17 protein-coding genes are annotated in these 16,167 nt (G+C 41.2%); 6 read left to right on the forward strand and 11 right to left on the reverse strand.

Translation table 11 applies throughout. The features are described from left to right. Positions 1 to 298 precede the first annotated feature (298 nt). Positions 299 to 1,528 (forward strand): MFS transporter, encoded by a 1,230-nt coding sequence (locus DCO44_RS08740; RefSeq protein WP_116761036.1) that lies wholly within the window; start codon positions 299 to 301, stop codon positions 1,526 to 1,528. A 79-nt stretch (positions 1,529 to 1,607) separates the two neighbouring features. Here the strand turns inward: DCO44_RS08740 and DCO44_RS08745 are convergent, their stop codons facing one another. From DCO44_RS08745 to DCO44_RS08765, 5 genes are all read right to left on the reverse strand, one after another. Continuing rightward, a complete protein-coding gene (locus DCO44_RS08745) occupies positions 1,608 to 1,892 on the reverse strand; it encodes a DUF3817 domain-containing protein (RefSeq protein WP_116761114.1) in 285 nt (94 codons plus the stop codon). Between the two features lie 160 nt (positions 1,893 to 2,052). Further along, positions 2,053 to 4,203, reverse strand: coding sequence for a YccS family putative transporter (yccS, locus tag DCO44_RS08750; RefSeq protein ID WP_116761038.1), 2,151 nt, complete (start codon positions 4,201 to 4,203; stop codon positions 2,053 to 2,055). A gap of 251 nt (positions 4,204 to 4,454) precedes the next feature. Continuing rightward, on the reverse strand, positions 4,455 to 5,003 hold the full coding sequence (gene sodC / locus DCO44_RS08755) for a superoxide dismutase family protein (RefSeq protein ID WP_116761040.1): 549 nt from the start codon (positions 5,001 to 5,003) through the stop codon (positions 4,455 to 4,457). A 145-nt stretch (positions 5,004 to 5,148) separates the two neighbouring features. Beyond that, complete coding sequence (locus DCO44_RS08760; protein ID WP_116761042.1) at positions 5,149 to 6,279, reverse strand: AI-2E family transporter; 1,131 nt, start codon at positions 6,277 to 6,279, stop codon at positions 5,149 to 5,151. A 118-nt stretch (positions 6,280 to 6,397) separates the two neighbouring features. Then, positions 6,398 to 7,042, reverse strand: coding sequence for a ParA family protein (locus DCO44_RS08765; protein WP_116761044.1), 645 nt, complete (start codon positions 7,040 to 7,042; stop codon positions 6,398 to 6,400). Between the two features lie 111 nt (positions 7,043 to 7,153). Between DCO44_RS08765 and DCO44_RS08770 the strand changes: the two genes are divergently transcribed. Next, the gene (locus DCO44_RS08770) at positions 7,154 to 7,624 is read left to right on the forward strand and encodes a Holliday junction resolvase-like protein (RefSeq protein ID WP_116761046.1); all 471 of its coding nucleotides are present in this window, start codon (positions 7,154 to 7,156) and stop codon (positions 7,622 to 7,624) included. Between the two features lie 36 nt (positions 7,625 to 7,660). Here DCO44_RS08770 and DCO44_RS08775 read toward each other — a convergent pair whose 3' ends face one another. Beyond that, positions 7,661 to 8,293 carry a class I SAM-dependent methyltransferase gene (locus DCO44_RS08775; RefSeq protein WP_116761048.1) on the reverse strand — a complete coding sequence of 211 codons (633 nt, stop codon included), beginning with the start codon at positions 8,291 to 8,293 and terminating at the stop codon, positions 7,661 to 7,663. Between the two features lie 190 nt (positions 8,294 to 8,483). On the opposite strand from DCO44_RS08775, the gene DCO44_RS08780 reads away from it, so the two are divergent. Then, positions 8,484 to 9,005, forward strand: coding sequence for a hypothetical protein (locus DCO44_RS08780; RefSeq protein WP_228157535.1), 522 nt, complete (start codon positions 8,484 to 8,486; stop codon positions 9,003 to 9,005). 87 nt (positions 9,006 to 9,092) lie between these two features. On the opposite strand, the gene DCO44_RS08785 is transcribed toward DCO44_RS08780, so the two are convergent. Continuing rightward, positions 9,093 to 9,425 carry a HopJ type III effector protein gene (locus tag DCO44_RS08785; RefSeq protein WP_116761053.1) on the reverse strand — a complete coding sequence of 111 codons (333 nt, stop codon included), beginning with the start codon at positions 9,423 to 9,425 and terminating at the stop codon, positions 9,093 to 9,095. Positions 9,426 to 9,588: 163 nt separating this feature from the next. Between DCO44_RS08785 and crcB the strand changes: the two genes are divergently transcribed. Then, positions 9,589 to 9,972 carry a fluoride efflux transporter CrcB gene (gene crcB, locus DCO44_RS08790; RefSeq protein WP_116761116.1) on the forward strand — a complete coding sequence of 128 codons (384 nt, stop codon included), beginning with the start codon at positions 9,589 to 9,591 and terminating at the stop codon, positions 9,970 to 9,972. Positions 9,973 to 10,060: 88 nt separating this feature from the next. On the opposite strand, the gene DCO44_RS08795 is transcribed toward crcB, so the two are convergent. The 4 genes from DCO44_RS08795 to DCO44_RS08810 form a co-directional block, all read right to left on the reverse strand. Continuing rightward, entirely contained in the window at positions 10,061 to 10,315 is a 255-nt protein-coding gene (locus DCO44_RS08795) for a type B 50S ribosomal protein L31 (RefSeq protein WP_116761055.1), read from the reverse strand. A 97-nt stretch (positions 10,316 to 10,412) separates the two neighbouring features. After that, the gene (locus DCO44_RS08800; RefSeq protein WP_116761057.1) at positions 10,413 to 11,717 is read right to left on the reverse strand and encodes an ABC1 kinase family protein; all 1,305 of its coding nucleotides are present in this window, start codon (positions 11,715 to 11,717) and stop codon (positions 10,413 to 10,415) included. Positions 11,718 to 12,029: 312 nt separating this feature from the next. Next, complete coding sequence (locus DCO44_RS08805) at positions 12,030 to 13,328, reverse strand: MATE family efflux transporter (RefSeq protein WP_165815701.1); 1,299 nt, start codon at positions 13,326 to 13,328, stop codon at positions 12,030 to 12,032. 92 nt (positions 13,329 to 13,420) lie between these two features. Continuing rightward, positions 13,421 to 13,882 carry a DMT family transporter gene (locus tag DCO44_RS08810; RefSeq protein ID WP_116761061.1) on the reverse strand — a complete coding sequence of 154 codons (462 nt, stop codon included), beginning with the start codon at positions 13,880 to 13,882 and terminating at the stop codon, positions 13,421 to 13,423. Between the two features lie 124 nt (positions 13,883 to 14,006). On the opposite strand from DCO44_RS08810, the gene hemW reads away from it, so the two are divergent. Next, positions 14,007 to 15,161: a radical SAM family heme chaperone HemW gene (gene hemW, locus DCO44_RS08815; RefSeq protein WP_116761063.1), complete on the forward strand. Its 1,155-nt coding sequence runs from the start codon at positions 14,007 to 14,009 to the stop codon at positions 15,159 to 15,161. A 38-nt stretch (positions 15,162 to 15,199) separates the two neighbouring features. Further along, positions 15,200 to 16,135, forward strand: coding sequence for an acyltransferase family protein (locus DCO44_RS08820; RefSeq protein ID WP_116761065.1), 936 nt, complete (start codon positions 15,200 to 15,202; stop codon positions 16,133 to 16,135). Positions 16,136 to 16,167: the final 32 nt, after the last annotated feature.

Genomic DNA, 16,167 nt, shown 5'->3' on the forward strand with positions numbered 1-16,167 from the left:
AAAACTGAAATCTCAGCTTAGACACTGTAAGAAAAATTACAACTCCCAAAGCATAAACTGCTAGACTACACCTACTTGACCTAGTGGGTGTACTAGCTTGAGTGATAAAAATCTCACAACTGAAATTACTTAAACTGTCTTAGACACCTTGTGAATACGGTGTATTAAGCCGCTAAACCTTAGCGCATTCAAAAAAAACGTAATTTAAATAAATCTCTCAGTGCTGGTCATTGGGCTGACGCTTATCTCCCAAAAATAGCTTCCAGCCTAGATCAGACCATAATGATATGTAGAAAAAATGCAAAAAGTTCAAACGACCACGTTGAACCGTGCCACGCTAATGTTTCCTTTAGCTTTGGTGCTGTTCGAATTTTCCGTCTATATCGGAAATGATTTAGTCCAACCTGCCATGCTAGCCATCACCAAAGAATTTGGTGTCAGCAGCAGTTGGGCACCATCATCCATGTCTTTTTATCTGTTGGGTGGAGCCTGTGTCGCTTGGCTCTTGGGTCCCTTATCAGATCGATTAGGGCGTAAAAAAGTACTATTAACAGGCGTACTGTTTTTTAGCGTCTGTTGTTTACTGATTTTACTCACTCACAATATTGAGCAATTTCTGGCCCTGCGCTTTTTACAAGGCATTGGATTAACCGTGATTTCAGCCGTGGGTTATGCTGCCATTCAGGAAACTTTTGAAGAACGCGATGCCATTAAAGTCATGGCACTGATGGCCAATATTTCCTTACTTGCACCTTTGCTCGGCCCAGTTTTAGGGGCATTCCTGATTGACCATGTGTCATGGCATTCGGGCTTTATTGGGATTGCATTATTGGCATTTCTGAGTTGGTTTGGTTTAAAGGCGAAAATGCCTGCAACACAACCAACCGTGGTGAAACAGCCATTACGCTATATTTTTTCGGACTTTAAACGAGTCTATCAAAATAAGCGTTTTCTTGGTTTAACCTTGGCATTGCCTATGGTCAGTATGCCTTTGATGTTATGGATTGCACTTTCGCCAGTCATGTTGATAGAAGAGCTTGGACTGAGCAGTTTGCAATACGGTCTGGCGCAATTTCCTGTATTGGGCGGGTTGATTGCGGGCAATTTGGTGTTGATTAAAATCATCGATCGACTGGCTTTGGGCAAAACGGTGATGATGGGCTTACCGATTATGCTGTTGGGCACGTTGCTGATTCTGGCGGGTATCTTCTGGCGGGATTATTTCCTCGTTTGCTTAATTGTGGGTATGACTTTAATTAGCTTTGGTGAGGGGATTAGTTTTTCGGTACTGTACCGTTTTGCTTTAATGTCTTCTGAAGTGTCGAAAGGCACTGTGGCTGCCGCCGTGTCGATGCTATTGATGTTTAGTTTCTTTTTTATTATTGAAGGGGTGCGTATTCTGTATGAGCAGTACCACTTACTGGCCTATGGTTTGGCATGTTTTGTTTTGATTGCGCTATGGTTTAGTTTTCCACGATGCATGTTGCAACAAGTCTTGTTGGAGCGTAAAGCCAAAGGCGAGTTTTAATTCGCTTAAAACTTTTTTTGTTCAAACAGGCAGATTGATGCCTGTTTGATTCATTTGGATGCTGTGAAAATGACATTGCTTAAGATTCAAATTTCTTTAATTTGTGATCAAAAACAAAGGGACCGAAGGGTAAAATTGAGGCGATAAAACCGAGAATAAACATTTTAATCGACCATTTCTGTTTTTCGCAGACAACAAATAGTACGGCCAAAAATAGAATAAATAGGATGCCGTGTCCCATTCCAACGAATTTCACTAAGATTGGATTGCCCCAAATATATTTTAAAGGCATGGCAATAAATAGGAGAAGCAGAAAAGATAAGCCTTCCAGAAAACCAACAACACGCAAGGTTTTAATAGTCATATTCAAAACAATAAAATTGAGAATGAATCTCGATTCTAGCGGAAACAGGTGAATCTTTATACATAAAAAATGAGTGCAATCGATAAAATTTTGCATGGTATGAGTGGCTGGTCATTATCAATAGGCACACAAGGTTTAGGGTACTTTGCATAATTTATATTCATTTAATTTCTAATACCAATAAGCGTTGTTTCAGTCTTAATAATTCAGGCAAGGTTTCGAGTAACAGGCTCATTTGCTTAAGCACCAATTGCCAATGTTCAGATAGCTCTGTTTCGTTGCTGATTTGCTGAATTTCATCCAGTTTGTTTTGTATCAGTTGCGGGATTAAAACTTGTTGTTGGATCAGGCTGCTATTTAAAGTCTGCAAGCACCATTGCATCAGCTCCAAAATTTTAGGATCTTGAACCTGCTCACGATGGCTGCCCAAAGCAGCAATATAACTGAGTTGGCTATGGCTATAGACCAGATAGCGAAAGGCATGTTGAATCAGTTCAGGATTTGGCTGTGGTTCAGCACTTAGACTGGAAATCATGCTAGACAGTTCAATTTGCGCGTCATGCGCTAAGCGGCGTGCTTTGCGGTAAGCCATACTGTTGTTTTTACCCTGTTGATACTGCTCCACAATTGCGGTGAAATAATCCAAAGTCGCTTGGCTGCTGTTGAGAATATTTTTAGAAATGTTACGAAAATTCCAGTCTGGCCAAATGGTGTTGACTGCAAACCATGCAATGAAACAGCCGAGCAAGGTATCAATAATACGCGGTAAAATAATGTCATAACCTGCACCCTTCAGATTAAAAATCAACAGCACCATTAAGGTTGCCATGAGTGTAGCTATGGCATATTTTTGTGAGCGTAAATAGAAAAATGCCACCCCAGATAAAATGGTCAGGATCAGTTGTCCTTCAATACTGGGCACAAAATATAACAGTGGAACACCTAAAATGACCCCCAACAGTGTACCGAGGGTTCTCAGCTTTAAACGGCTTTTGGTGGCAAAATAACTGATTTGGCAGACAAATAAACTGGTCAGTAAAATCCAGTAACCATGTTTGGCAAATGGTAATAAGGACAAGGCGTATCCAGCAGCAAAGACAAAGGCAATACGCACGGCATGCCGAAACAGGGCAGATTGTGGGGTTAAATGCTGGCGCAGTTTAAGCCACAAATCAGGTATGCCATGAATGTCGTCATCTAACAGATTTAAATTGTCCTGATGTACAGAATAATGTTGTTGGTAATGGTCTTGTTCAATGGCTAAATTGGAAAATTGTTCTTGGACATTGCGTAAATTTCGCAGAACCAAGCTCAAGTTTTTCACTTCAATATTGTGTGGATGATCTAAAATCCAATGGTGCATGGAATCTTCTAGGTATTGCAAAGCCGAGGCATGTGTCGAGTCCATTTCAAAAGCCTGTTGCTGCAATATACATTCCGCCAATTTTTGACAGGAGTTGGCTTGCAAACGAATATTCTTTTGAATCCGAAAGATTAAATCGGTGCGACTAAAGTTGCGATGAAGGTTTTCATAGTGCAAATAATTTGAGGTGGCTTGCTCGTGAATGTCTTGCGCCAGAAAATATAGATTGAGCCAATAAATCGTTTTTTGATTGGCACGTGAGGCTTTTAAACGGGTCAGCAGCGAGGCTTTGCAATGATTTAAGCGTTGCACCACTTGCGCATTTTGTTGTGAAACATCAAACAGCAGCATTTCAACATTATCAATATTATCGGGATCAAACAACCGCGCTTTCGCCTGAAGTAATGTCGAAAGTTGTTGAAAGCTTTGCGCTAAATTATCTTGGACGGCCTGAGTGGGTTTGAGTAAATAAAACAACATGGAACTGAGTCCGTACCACACCGCACCTAAAACAAAATAACTGGGCTGTTGATACCATGCTTGATATTCACCCAGTCCGAACATGGTGTAAATCGACAGTAAAATGGTGCCAAAGGAAATGGCGGCATAGCGTTGTCCCAGTGCACCCATCAAAATCAGTAAAGCACTGGACAAAGACAAATACAAAATAAACAGCAGTTTATACGGGGCAAGAAATTCGAGAATGCTGCTGACACTAAAAAATAAAATACAGACATAGAGCAGATTACGCAGGCGAATACTGAGTCGATCATCAAAATCGGTCAGTGCGGCAGCAATTGCACCTAGCGTTACTGGAACGATGAGCAGTTGATGGCCTGCATAGAACAAACCCAGTGTTGTTCCTGTCAACACAATCAAAATTTGTAGGCAATAAACCCAAATTGAATTGGAGAAAAAAGCACGCAGAAACTGACGTAAAGGATTCACAATGTTGTTCTTTATAGAGTGTTATCGTTTTCAATGAGCCTGATCTTTTTTGGTCTAGCTGTCAATTCTTGATTGATCTTTTCGTTTTGCTTTAAACGGCAGTTCTGTATGAAGACGCAGCAGTTAAAGCAAAAATTTACATTGGTTAAGGCATGTGTAGGACAGAATTGTGGATAAGTTTTGGTTTATCAACAGTACATTTATGCTTTGTTCGGCATTGTGTATAACCCTGAACTTATCCACAGTGGGACTTAAATGACGCCACAGGCAATGCGTTCTCCACCACCGCCCAAAGGTTTAGGCTGATCGGCATAATTATCACTACCTGCATGAATCATCAGGGCATGCCCTTGAACATCTGCCAGTTTTAAGCGTGGTGCAATCAGTTTGAGTTGCGATTGTCCCGCAGAATTAACATGTAACACCGGTAAATCACCCATATGACCCGTCATTGGGGTTCCATGGTGGGCAACTTGAGTTGGATTGTAATGTCCGCCCGCGGCTAAAGCGGCGACCATTTTTCCGTCTTTTTCAGCAGGTTCACAGGAGCCTTTTTCATGGATATGGAAGCCATGAGGGCCAGCAGGCAGGTTGGTTAACTGTGTTTGAATGATTAAGCCGACTGGGCTGTCTTGTAAGGTCACGCTTCCCACCGAAGCACCAATGCCTTGGGCAGAAACACTGTTTAACTGAACAGTACGCACATTGGATGTGGATGGGGTTGGTGTTGTGCTACAACCTGCAATCAGCAGAGCAGTACATAGTGAGAGTACCCCAGTATTGAAGTAAGCAGTTCGCATCGATGTTCCTTATTCTGTGATACATGAAGGTGATCACTATTCAATCAGAGATTCAGCCTGAATAAGGTATTGATTGCGTTTGAGAATGTATAAGTTTTATCAATAAAAAAGCCAGTTGGCATATCACTGGCTTTAAGATGAGATCTTATTGAGGAGGATCTTTGGGGGGATCAAAGTCATTATCCAGATCGTAAGCGAGACTTGCTTTAGGCATCATGAGTGCTACTTCTTCATGGGTTTCATGTAGCCATTCACGCCAAATTGCGAGCAACACCGCTAAAATTACGGGGCCAATAAAGAGTCCAACCAAACCGAAGCTGGCAATACCACCCAATACCCCAAACATAATGAGTAAGAATGGAATTTGGGTTGCACCAGAAATGACCAAAGGACGAATGACATTGTCCGCAGTACTCACAATACAGACCCCCCACGCCATAACACCAATCGCTTCAATGGTTTGTCCCTGAGCAAACAGCCATAGAGCAACAGAGGTATAGGCCAAAGGAGGACCGAAGGGAATGAGTGCCAATAAGAAGGTAATAATGGTCAGTACCATTGGATTCGGCACACCTGCAACCAAATAGCTCAGACCTGCTAAAAATGACTGTGCAACGGCAGTTAAACCTACGCCATAGACCACAGCGCGTGTAGTTTCGGAGATGGTATCAATATAATGGTGTACGCGTGGACCAATGACCATTTCCAGCGCTTTACTGACCTGATTTAAAATGGTTTGTCCATCACGGTAAAAGAAAAACAGCGACATGATGGCGAAACACAGTTTAATAATATTTTTACTAATTTCATTCAGTACAAATTTGCCATAATTCAGATGACCTTGAATCCAATTGGAAATATTCTGAATAATACTGTTTGGGTCTTGATTTAATTCTTTGAGAGTCCGTGTAATTTCTTTGCCAATCACAGGTAGGTCACGGATAAATTGAGGCACATTAAAATGCCCAGAAAAAACTTGTTTTTGTAGTTCGTAATAAAGATTACGTCCTTCATGCTGCAAAATAAAAATGGCAAAGGTGAGTGGGATACCAATCACCAAAATAATGAATAAGATCATCAGTGTTGCGCTGAGGGTAGAGCGTTGACCACAGGAACGGTAAATGGACTGGTACAGGGGCCAAGTCATATAGGCAATAATCGTGGCCCACAGTACAGGCACAATAAAGTATTTGAGCACATGAAAGCCCAAAAACATCAGGATAAAAAACAATCCAAATAACAAGACTTTCTGTATTGTAGGCGCGTATTGTTGCACTATCTTCACTGATCAATATTAAGGGGCAAACTCATCTTAACCGAAAACAGCACACTCGAAAATGAGTGCTCGGTAAGTTTCACATAATCTCGACGGGGTCGCGTATTATCCTGAAAAATCAGAACCACTCGCTTGGATCATCAATAATGGCGTTCAATACAGGCTGCCATTGACTTTGCAGGGTTAAATAGTTTTTCTGAGATTTATCAAATACGGTTAAACCTTGCATAGCCAGTTGCCCATAAGCGGTACGTTCTGAAATCCATGCGACAGGTTGTTGCTCAATTTTGCTGAAAAAATCCTGAATTTCTTTTGAACCCGATGTATTGGCTTTAACGCGGTTGGCCAACAGTAAAATCTGCACTTTACCTTTACGAATTCGCTTGATCTCTTGTAAATGTTTTAAGAAACGACGGGTACTGTCAATGTCGAAAAATGAAGGCTGCAATGGTGTGATAATCGTATGGGCTTCACTGATTAGTTGTTCAGCCTGACTGTCTGATAATGCACCCGGTGCATCAATCACCAGATACTCAATGTTTTTTGGACTTTCACCGACGGATTTGTCCTGTCGCCAATCCAGACTTTGAATGTTGGCAGCAGTTTCAGGGCGTTGTTTCAGCCACTGACGCGCTGATTTCTGATTGTCAGCATCGGCCAGAGCAACTTTATAGCCTTTTTGTGCTAATGCTGCGGCAAGACTAATCGCTGTGATAGTTTTCCCACAACCCCCTTTCTGATTGGCAATTAAAATTGTTTTCATGACCCTAGAGATTTAATTTTGTTCAGTCCTAGCATATCATTCTTTTGTGCGAAGACTAGGGCACAGGACAAAAGTTGTAAGTCAAAATTTATTTGAAGTTAGGAAGAATGCATGTCGATTTGGATGGCTATGCTGATAGGGGCATGTATTGGTGTTGTACTGACGACATTAATTTTAAGTCAAACCCGTAACGGTAAAATTAAAGCTGAATATGAGCGCTATATTGCGGAGTTACAACTGGAGCATCAGCAAGCATTAATCAATGCACAAAAACGCAGTGTGAATACCAGCCGTGCGGTGTTAAAAGGCAAAATGGCGGAACAATTTGCGCCCATTTTGCCCGAATTTCAATACTTACCCAGTGATGCCAAGTTTTTAGGTGATCCTGTAGATTATGTGGTCTTTGATGGCTATACCGATTTACGTGATGGGCAAGGCAAAGTCGATGATATTGAGATTGTGCTGATTGATATTAAAAGTGGCGGTGCGCGCTTAACCAAAGGTCAGCAGGCGATTGCACAAGCCATTCAGCAAGGTCGAATTCGTTTTGAGACTATTCGGATTGACTTTGAAGATAGCTAAACTCGACATCCTCAAATAATACTAGACGGATAGCATTTAAGAAGACGAAGCTTTTTGTGCATGTGCCAACAACATTTGCTGCCCAATTTTGGGAATGCCTTCAGCATAAAAATAATCATATTGGGTCAGGCTAAAACCAGCTTTGAGCAATGCCAGTTCAATATTACGATTTAAGTGACAGCCATCAGCTAAACGTTTTTGCATAGGCGTGATGAGATGTTGTAATTGGCGTATGCCTTTTTTCTCAGTATTGAGCACATGCTCGACCAAATGCAGCGTACCATTGGGTTTGAGTACGCGTTGAATTTCTTGCAAGACTTGATCCAGTCGTTTTACGCTACACAAGGTCCACGTACTGACCACATGGTCGATAGAGTGATCGGCTAAGGGAATATGTTCCGCACGGGCTTGTAAATGCTGCACGTCGATATCACTTGTAAAAATTCGGCTTGATGCCAATTTAAAAATATCTTGATTTGGCTCGAGGGCGTAGAGTAAATCTACATTTTGATAAAACGGTAGATTGATACCTGTCCCAAAGCCTATTTCGAGCACTTCGCCTGCAACAGGCAGTAAAAGCTCGCGCCGCTTATCCATTAAACTGGCCGTTTGCATGACCTGATTCAGCAAGTGAGGGAAAATCTGTTGTTGATAAAACTGATAAAGCATGGCGGTATCTGTTCACTCTAAATGACGGTTGAATTGGGTGGTTGTGACCAAACTCTTCTATATTGTTACCAATTCTGCAAATTTTAAGCTGAGGTTCAGGCGTAAGATTGACACTAGAACAGGTTTAAATGTATTGCAAGAGGTAGCCATGAACATTCGACTCATTGCACTGTCATTATTGGGTTTGAGTATGTTAAGTACAGGCTCAATGGCATCTTCGATTGAATATAATATTGCCAAAGGTTTGGCACCGATTGCTAAAGATCAATCGATTTCTGTGTTGCAGCCGTTTAAGGGGGATTTCCGAATTTTGGGGTCTAAAACCTATAGCGATGATGAACAAGCCAAGTTTTCACCGATTGATTATGCGGTCAGTTGGGGATTATTTGCAGAACCTGAAATTGCCCGTCATATTTCAGTCAATCAATATGACCGTTACCTAAATTGGAAAATGGATAAAGTCCCTGTGTCGACAGTACAAGCCATGCAAATGGTGTCGAATATGCATATTATTCCTGCCAATCCGCAGGTTGCACAGCAAATTCAAAAAGTAAAACGAGGGGATTTAGTGCGCTTACAGGGAGATTTGGTCGAGATTAAAGACAAAGATCTGGTTTGGCGCTCATCTTTAACGCCGACGGATACCGGAGATGGCGCATGTGAGTTGTTTCGGGTGAAATCGATTGTTTGGATTGAGAAAGTCAAAGCTTAATTTGATGTACTCGGGCACTGTTCAACCTTTATTTCATCGCGAAGTGAAGGACAATTTTGAACAGTGCTTTTATTGATGAACGAGCAATTATTTTGCAGTTAACGCTTGCCCTTCAAACTCAATACCAGCCCAGCCATTTTGCATGAACTGGCGAATGTTTTGATGATCTGTTGCTTCAGGTGTTGCCAGTACTGCAGCATAGTGCTCTGCAAATAAAGACAAGGTTTGCTCAGGGTTTAAATCATTGAGCTTGGCAAAAGAAAAGACTTTGGCACTGCCTTGGTTTTCAGTTGCCGCATTGCGGTGTTGTCCATTTTTGAACGCCGTTGGGCTATGGCTATAACGTGCTTCGATATAAGCCAATACATCTGCAAATTTAGCTTCGCCAGATTGTAATTGCGTCAGTAAGTCCTGAGCCATAATGTCCTCAAATACAGTAGAAAATGGGTTCCGACTATAGCAAGTTTTGCCTAAATTCGGATGATTTTTATGTTGGCTCTGCCATCATTTTATCAGGGCGAGCGTTGACAATACGGGGCGGGAAGAGGATAACAGGGTTTATTTGAATGAAGATGATCAAGGCATGAATTGGCTATTAGTGGCACTGGGGGGAGCAATCGGTGCTGTTTCTCGTTATGGTTTGGGCAGTTATTTCATTAAGTCCAGTGCGACCTTTCCGTGGGCAACATGGTGTATTAACTTGCTGGGTTGTTTTTTGGCAGGTGTATTTTTTGCCTTTAGTCAGCAATATCCAACTTTACAGAATAATGCACGTTTATTTTTAATGGTGGGCATCTTAGGGGGCTTCACTACATTTTCTAGTTTCGGCTTAGAAACCTTTAATTTATTGCGCGAAGGACAAGCCCTGTGGGCAATTGGCTATGCTGTTTCGAGTGTAGTTCTTGGGGTGATTCTTCTGGCGGTGGGTTATGTTATTTTTTCACATCTATTGCCATTAAAAACTTAAGTAAAAAAAGAAGCCTAAGTGGAGGATAGAGACTTAGACTTCTGAATAGTTGTAGTTTAGAACATCAAACTTAACGCAAAATTAATTTTTAATGATTCCGTTGAAAACGTGCAAAACGTTTGTTGAAGCTGGCAACGCGACCTTCATTGCTGGCTTGACGGACTTCACCTGTATAAAACGGATGTGAGGCGCTAGAAATATCTAAGCTGACATAAGGATATACTTGTCCCTGATATTCTTTTTGCTGCGCGGTATGCATGGTACTTCCAATAATAAAGTAAGCATCTGCATTGGTATCATGGAACAGGACTTCACGATATTCAGGATGAATGTTTGGACGCATTTTTAGACTCCTTATTGAATTCAAATTGATATGTTATAATATAACATAAATAATCTAAATAAAAAGACTGATATCGTGATCAGTCTTTTATGGCGTTTTATTGGATATGCGGGGAAGGGACAAGTTCTTCAAAAACATCATTTAAATTGTCATTCACTTTTAAATGAATCAGATTCCAATAATGTCCAGAGATAGTGCGATTGACCATTAAGGTGTCAGGAGAAGGTTTAAATACATCCCAATATTTCAGTGATGATTTCACCAGTTCCATGCCATCATGATGCGCTGAATTTTCTGCAAAATCATACTGTGTCGTCAGTGGACGCATCAGTACTTCTAACCACGCTTGATAGAGCGGTTCAGGAAATTTTCCTTGTTCAGCAATGGCGTGTAAGGCATTCAGTTGCTGTTCAATTTCGGAAATATCCTGTCGACGTGAGGCTTGGATCAATTGTTTGAAATGATGCACGATTTCATTAGACAGTACTTTCACACCGCCGTAATCATAAATAATCACGCAGCCATCTTCACGGAAGGCGAAGTTGCCCGGATGTGGGTCGCAGTGAAAGCGTTTCAGATAGAAAATTTCCTGCCCAATCGCACGTAGTAAGCGTCGACCTAATTCATTACGGGTTTGTTGTGACCATGTGCTGGCAGTTTCAATACTGTCACCAACTTCTAGGCTTAAGGTCAGGACATGCCGAGAAGAATAGTCTGGATAGACTTTGGGAATAATAATTTTACTGTCGAGTTTTTCATGGAAGGTACGTGCGACTTCCAAGTTCTGTGCTTCAATTTGGTAATTCAGTTCATTGTCTAAGCTGGTTTGAATTTCCTGAAATAAACGATCCTGCAATTTGCGGTCGACCTTTAATACCCCCATCAGACGCAAGGCGAGTCTCACTTGCTTGAGATCACTCTCACAGGCTTCATCTACCCCCGGATATTGCACCTTTACCACCACTTGTTCACCATGCGGCAAGATGGCTTTATGCACTTGACCAATCGAGGCCGCGGCAAAAGGCTGTTCATCAAAGTGTTTAAAGATTTGATCTAAAGGTTTGCCCAGTTCTTTTTCGAGTTGTTTTTTGATTTCGGCAAAAGGCATGGCTGGGGCTTGGCGTTGCAGTTTGGCAATCGCTCGTGACACTTCAGGCGGGAAAATATCTTTATATTGTGAGGCAATTTGACCGACTTTCATCACGGCACCTTTCATCTCACCGAGTGTGTCCGCAATTTGAATGCCTATATCCTGAAACAATTGGCTACGTGCCGCATTTTTTTGTTCTTCATCGGCATTAAAGTTTCTAATCGAATTGGACACGGTTTTGGTGGCAATACTTGCAGTCATACTGGCAAGTTTCATAAAGCGACGACCAGGTGTACGAGTCGTTTTGGCCATGCAGTGTTCCTCGGAAAGATCTCGGTCTTGAGTGTTTTTGATCATAGGCGTTAAAACCCAGTTTGCCTATTTTAAATTGTTAAAAATGCGTGAAGATGCTTAGAAATTTGGTTTAAATCAGCAATTTTTATGGTTATTGTTGAGTGAAAAATGCCAAAAAGCATTTCATCAATTGAGATCAGAGCAAGATGAAAAAAAGATAAATTGGATCATCAAAATGGTGTGGGGTATGAACAGGTCAACCGATTGATCGACTTAAAATAGGCGCGTGTATTCCCTTGCATTTGAGCTACAAGGGAATACAGTCATTGATTAAGCCGATTGTTTGAGGCGGTGGTTATTGAGATATAAACGGCTAAGCAGCAGCACACAAGCAATACTTAAACCAACAATCAAGCCTACCCATACGCCAGCCGCTTGCATGGAGGTAAAGCGTGCCAAATAAATACCTACTGGGAAAGCCACTACCCAATAGGCAATCATGGTGATCCACATTGGGCCTTTGGTGTCTTGCATACCACGCAAGCACCCCGCAGCACTGACTTGCCATGCATCCATGAGTTGGTAGGCAATTGCGAACAAAACCAAATACATCGCAATTTGTGCAACATCATAATCCGACGTATAAATCGCAATAATTTCAGCGCGAAACACCCAGAGCAGCAGCATGGTCATCAGTGCCAAAATAGTTCCTGTTGCCAGTCCCAGTTTCTGTACTCTGCGCATGGCTGCCCAGTTTTTTTCACCATAATAGGTTCCCACGCGGATGGTGAGTGCAATGGCTAAGGACATTGGAATCATAAACAATTGTGAGGTAATCGAGATCGCAATTTGATGGGCGGCGACAATGGTATCGCCCAGTGGACTCAGAATAATGGCTGCGGTACTGAAAATACTGACTTCAAAGAAAATCGCTAAGCCAATCGGTAAGCCCAATTTTAAAATACGTTTGATCCAGTAAGGGTCTATCTTTTCCCATAAAGCAAAGACTTGTGTGGTTTTATACGCGTTGCTTTTAAAAATATACGTCGCAAGGGTCAGGAACATGAGCCATTGTAAAATGGCTGTTGCAAAACCACAGCCTGCACTGCCCAATTCGGGCACAGGACCTAAGCCATACATAAACACAAAATTCAGGGGAATTAGTGCCACTAAAGCTAGAAGGCTAATTGCTGTTACAGGTCGTGGATAGCCTAAAGCCTCGGAATAACCGCGCAGCGCCGCATACATGGTCACGGCAGGCATCCCAAAACCAATTGCATGTAAAAATAGGCTGGCTTTAGGTTGCAGGCTTTCAGGCACACCAAACAGTGGTAGTAAAAACGGCATGACTTGTAAAATCAGCCCTGCAATCATTCCTAAAATAAAAGCGACCCATAAGGACTGTCGGGCAATGGTGGCAATTTTTTCAGGCGTACGAGCGCCTTTGGCTTCCGCCACCAGTGGCGTGGTCGCAATCATAATGCCACTAAACAGCAGCATAATAGGAATCCATAATCCCACACCGACCGCAATGGCGGCCAAATCTGTAGCAGATAAATGACCTGCCATAATGGTATCAATCAGACCCAAACCAGCTTGGGCAAATTGTGTGATCAAAATAGGCAACATCAAATGGAAAAGTTGTTTTAATTCATAGCGGGTAGATATGACATTCGACACAAAAATTACTCATCTTCATTATGTGCTTGGTCAGAATAAATTTAGCGTTGTAAAGTGAGAAGCACACCAATAAAAATTACGACGCCACCAAGTAAACGCTGCCAATTCACAGGCGTTTTGTCGGTACCAAGTAGACCGAAATGGTCAAAAATCATCGATGTCAGGATTTGACCAAAAATAACCAAACCTGAGAACGTGAGAAAACCTAATTTAGGGGCAGTATAGATGCTTATACTGATGGCATAAACCCCTAAGCATCCACCCACCCATAGGTATCCAGGAATACTGGAAAAATCTTGTAAATTGGGTTTAGGCACGGGTTGCAACAGTACCAACAGTGCTAAGACTATTGTCCCCACAGCAAAGGACAACAAAGCAGCTTGAAATGGTGAATGCAAATGTTCTCTTAATTGGCTGTTAATTACGGTTTGAAAGGTCATGGCAATGCCAACACCGAATGCAAGTGGTAAGAAAAACAGCAACTGGCTCGATATTTTCATCATTTTAAACCATTCATTCTTCTTGTCTTTTTATCAGTCTAATCCAAATACACACAGATTTCATAAGTGTCTTGATGCAGTCATGTTAAAATATGCAAGATTACCGCTGTGCTTTAGAGTCTTTTCCTTGGCTGATTTACATCCTGCAAATATTCCCTTGTCTTTATACATTCATATGCCGTGGTGTGTGCGTAAGTGCCCCTATTGCGATTTTAATTCGCATGCGGTGCCAGATGGCAAACTGTCTTTAGATTTAGAACAACAGTATTTACAGGCTTTGGTGGAGGACTTTAAGACTCAAGTTGAATTTGCTCAAGGTCGAGCCATTCATAGTGTATTTATTGGCGGCGGAACGCCCTCGCTGATTTCTGCGCAAGGTTATCAATGGTTATTTAGCCAATTAAAAGCCTTGCTGCCTTTTGAGGTCGATTGTGAAATAACTTTAGAAGCCAATCCGGGTACAGTAGAGCATGACCCTTTTGCCGATTATTTGGCGGCAGGCATTAATCGTCTATCGATTGGGGTTCAAAGTTTTAACACTGAACATTTAACCAAGTTGGGACGAATTCACAGCAATGCCGATGCCATTTCAGCGATTGGTTTGGCGCGTGATGCAGGCTTTCAGCGAATTAATGTCGACCTCATGCATGGTTTGCCTGAGCAAACTTTAGAGCAAGCTCTACTGGATTTAAAACTGGCGGTGGACAATGGTGCAACCCATATTTCATGGTATCAACTGACCATTGAACCCAACACTGTGTTCTTTAGAACCCAACCTGTTTTGCCGGTTGATGATGTGTTGGAAGAGATTCAAGCACAGGGTGAAGCGTATTTAACAGCGCATGGTTTTGTCAATTATGAAGTGTCGGCATGGCGTAAGGAAAAGCCTTCGGCACATAATTTGAATTATTGGCAGTTTGGCGATTATTTGGCGATTGGGGCAGGGGCGCATGGCAAAGTTACGCAGCCTGATGGTGTGTATCGTTTCCAAAAAACCCGTTTACCTAAGGATTATTTAGCCAAAGTTCCTGCTGAGCATGTACAGTTTAAGCGCATTGAAGCAGATGAATTGCCGTTTGAGTTTATGATGAATGCACTCCGTTTAAACCAAGGCGTTGACGCGAAACTGTATGCAGAACGGACTGGTTTGAGTTTTACTGGCTTGGATGAGCTTTTAAGTTCTTTACGTGCACGAAAGTTGATGGTTGAAGATCAAACTCGAATTTCATGTACCGAGCAAGGACATGTGTTTTTAAATTCGGTCTTGGAAGAGTTTCTTTGATTTTAAAATTTAACGTTATATACGTGTATGAGTAGAAAATGGAAAGAAATTTATCGATTGATATTTTGAAAGTCATTTTAGCCATTGCTGTGGTTTTTTTACATACCCGTATTTTTTATGATCTATCGACACTCTTAAGCCATGTTTTCGTGCAGGGAATATTTAGGTTAGCAGTCCCTATTTTTTTAGTCATTACAGGCTATTATTTTTTTTATATCAATAATTTCCAACGATATAAAACATGGCTGAAACGTATTTTTATTTTGTATGCCGTTTGGATGATCTTTTATTTACCCATATGGTGGACCCAAAGTTTCTCCTATAATTTTTCTGTTTTGTACAATGGTTATTATGTGCTTTGGTATATTCAGGGCGTGTTGTTGGGTGGCTCTGTTTTATTTTTCTGTAGAAATATAAATCCGAAAAAGCTCTTTATAGGAAGCACTGTTTTATTTTTGTTTGGCCTTATGCTTCAGCAAGTTGGTAATTTACATTTATTTCAGGGGCAAATAGATGTTGAATTAAATACATATACCGTGCATCGTAATTTTTTATGGGTGAGTTTTCCTTTTCTGACCTTAGGTTTTCTGCTGAACAAATGTCAGGATACAGTTAAAAATAAAATAGCGATCAAGCTTTGGCATGTCATTGTTGTAGTTTTTTTAGTGATCATAGAATCACTCGCAAATTATTTTTTCATTAGTCGGAAGGAAAGCCTGGATCAGATGTTTTCCTTATTTATTGCCGCACCAATTATTTTTCTATATTTTTTCAATAAAAACATACTGGGGACAAATAAAGAGTTGGCAAGTTTATCGACAGCCATTTTTTTAATTCATCCTTTTTTTATTTACCATTTAAAAGGCTATTTTTTAAATCAACAAACCTTATTTAGCTTGGCTGTATTGGCATGTTCAATCTTTGCTGGATTAATATTACTGAAAATGAATAAAAAACTAAAATACTTGTTATAAAAAAGACCGCTAAGGCGGTCTTTTTTATTGAA

Source organism: Acinetobacter sp. AM (assembly GCF_003105055.1).
In the GTDB taxonomy this organism is placed as follows: domain Bacteria; phylum Pseudomonadota; class Gammaproteobacteria; order Pseudomonadales; family Moraxellaceae; genus Acinetobacter; species Acinetobacter tibetensis.

Coding starts and splice junctions, on each gene's coding strand:
- DCO44_RS08740 (WP_116761036.1), top strand. CDS start 299: ATGCAAAAAGTTCAAACGACCACGTTGAACCGTGCCACGCTAATGTTT.
- DCO44_RS08745 (WP_116761114.1), bottom strand. CDS start 1,892: ATGACTATTAAAACCTTGCGTGTTGTTGGTTTTCTGGAAGGCTTATCT.
- sodC (WP_116761040.1), bottom strand. CDS start 5,003: ATGCGAACTGCTTACTTCAATACTGGGGTACTCTCACTATGTACTGCT.
- DCO44_RS08765 (WP_116761044.1), bottom strand. CDS start 7,042: ATGAAAACAATTTTAATTGCCAATCAGAAAGGGGGTTGTGGGAAAACT.
- DCO44_RS08770 (WP_116761046.1), top strand. CDS start 7,154: ATGTCGATTTGGATGGCTATGCTGATAGGGGCATGTATTGGTGTTGTA.
- DCO44_RS08775 (WP_116761048.1), bottom strand. CDS start 8,293: ATGCTTTATCAGTTTTATCAACAACAGATTTTCCCTCACTTGCTGAAT.
- DCO44_RS08780 (WP_228157535.1), top strand. CDS start 8,484: ATGTTAAGTACAGGCTCAATGGCATCTTCGATTGAATATAATATTGCC.
- DCO44_RS08785 (WP_116761053.1), bottom strand. CDS start 9,425: ATGGCTCAGGACTTACTGACGCAATTACAATCTGGCGAAGCTAAATTT.
- crcB (WP_116761116.1), top strand. CDS start 9,589: ATGAATTGGCTATTAGTGGCACTGGGGGGAGCAATCGGTGCTGTTTCT.
- DCO44_RS08795 (WP_116761055.1), bottom strand. CDS start 10,315: ATGCGTCCAAACATTCATCCTGAATATCGTGAAGTCCTGTTCCATGAT.
- DCO44_RS08800 (WP_116761057.1), bottom strand. CDS start 11,717: ATGGCCAAAACGACTCGTACACCTGGTCGTCGCTTTATGAAACTTGCC.
- DCO44_RS08805 (WP_165815701.1), bottom strand. CDS start 13,328: ATGTTGCCTATTTTGATCACACAATTTGCCCAAGCTGGTTTGGGTCTG.
- DCO44_RS08810 (WP_116761061.1), bottom strand. CDS start 13,882: ATGATGAAAATATCGAGCCAGTTGCTGTTTTTCTTACCACTTGCATTC.
- DCO44_RS08820 (WP_116761065.1), top strand. CDS start 15,200: ATGGAAAGAAATTTATCGATTGATATTTTGAAAGTCATTTTAGCCATT.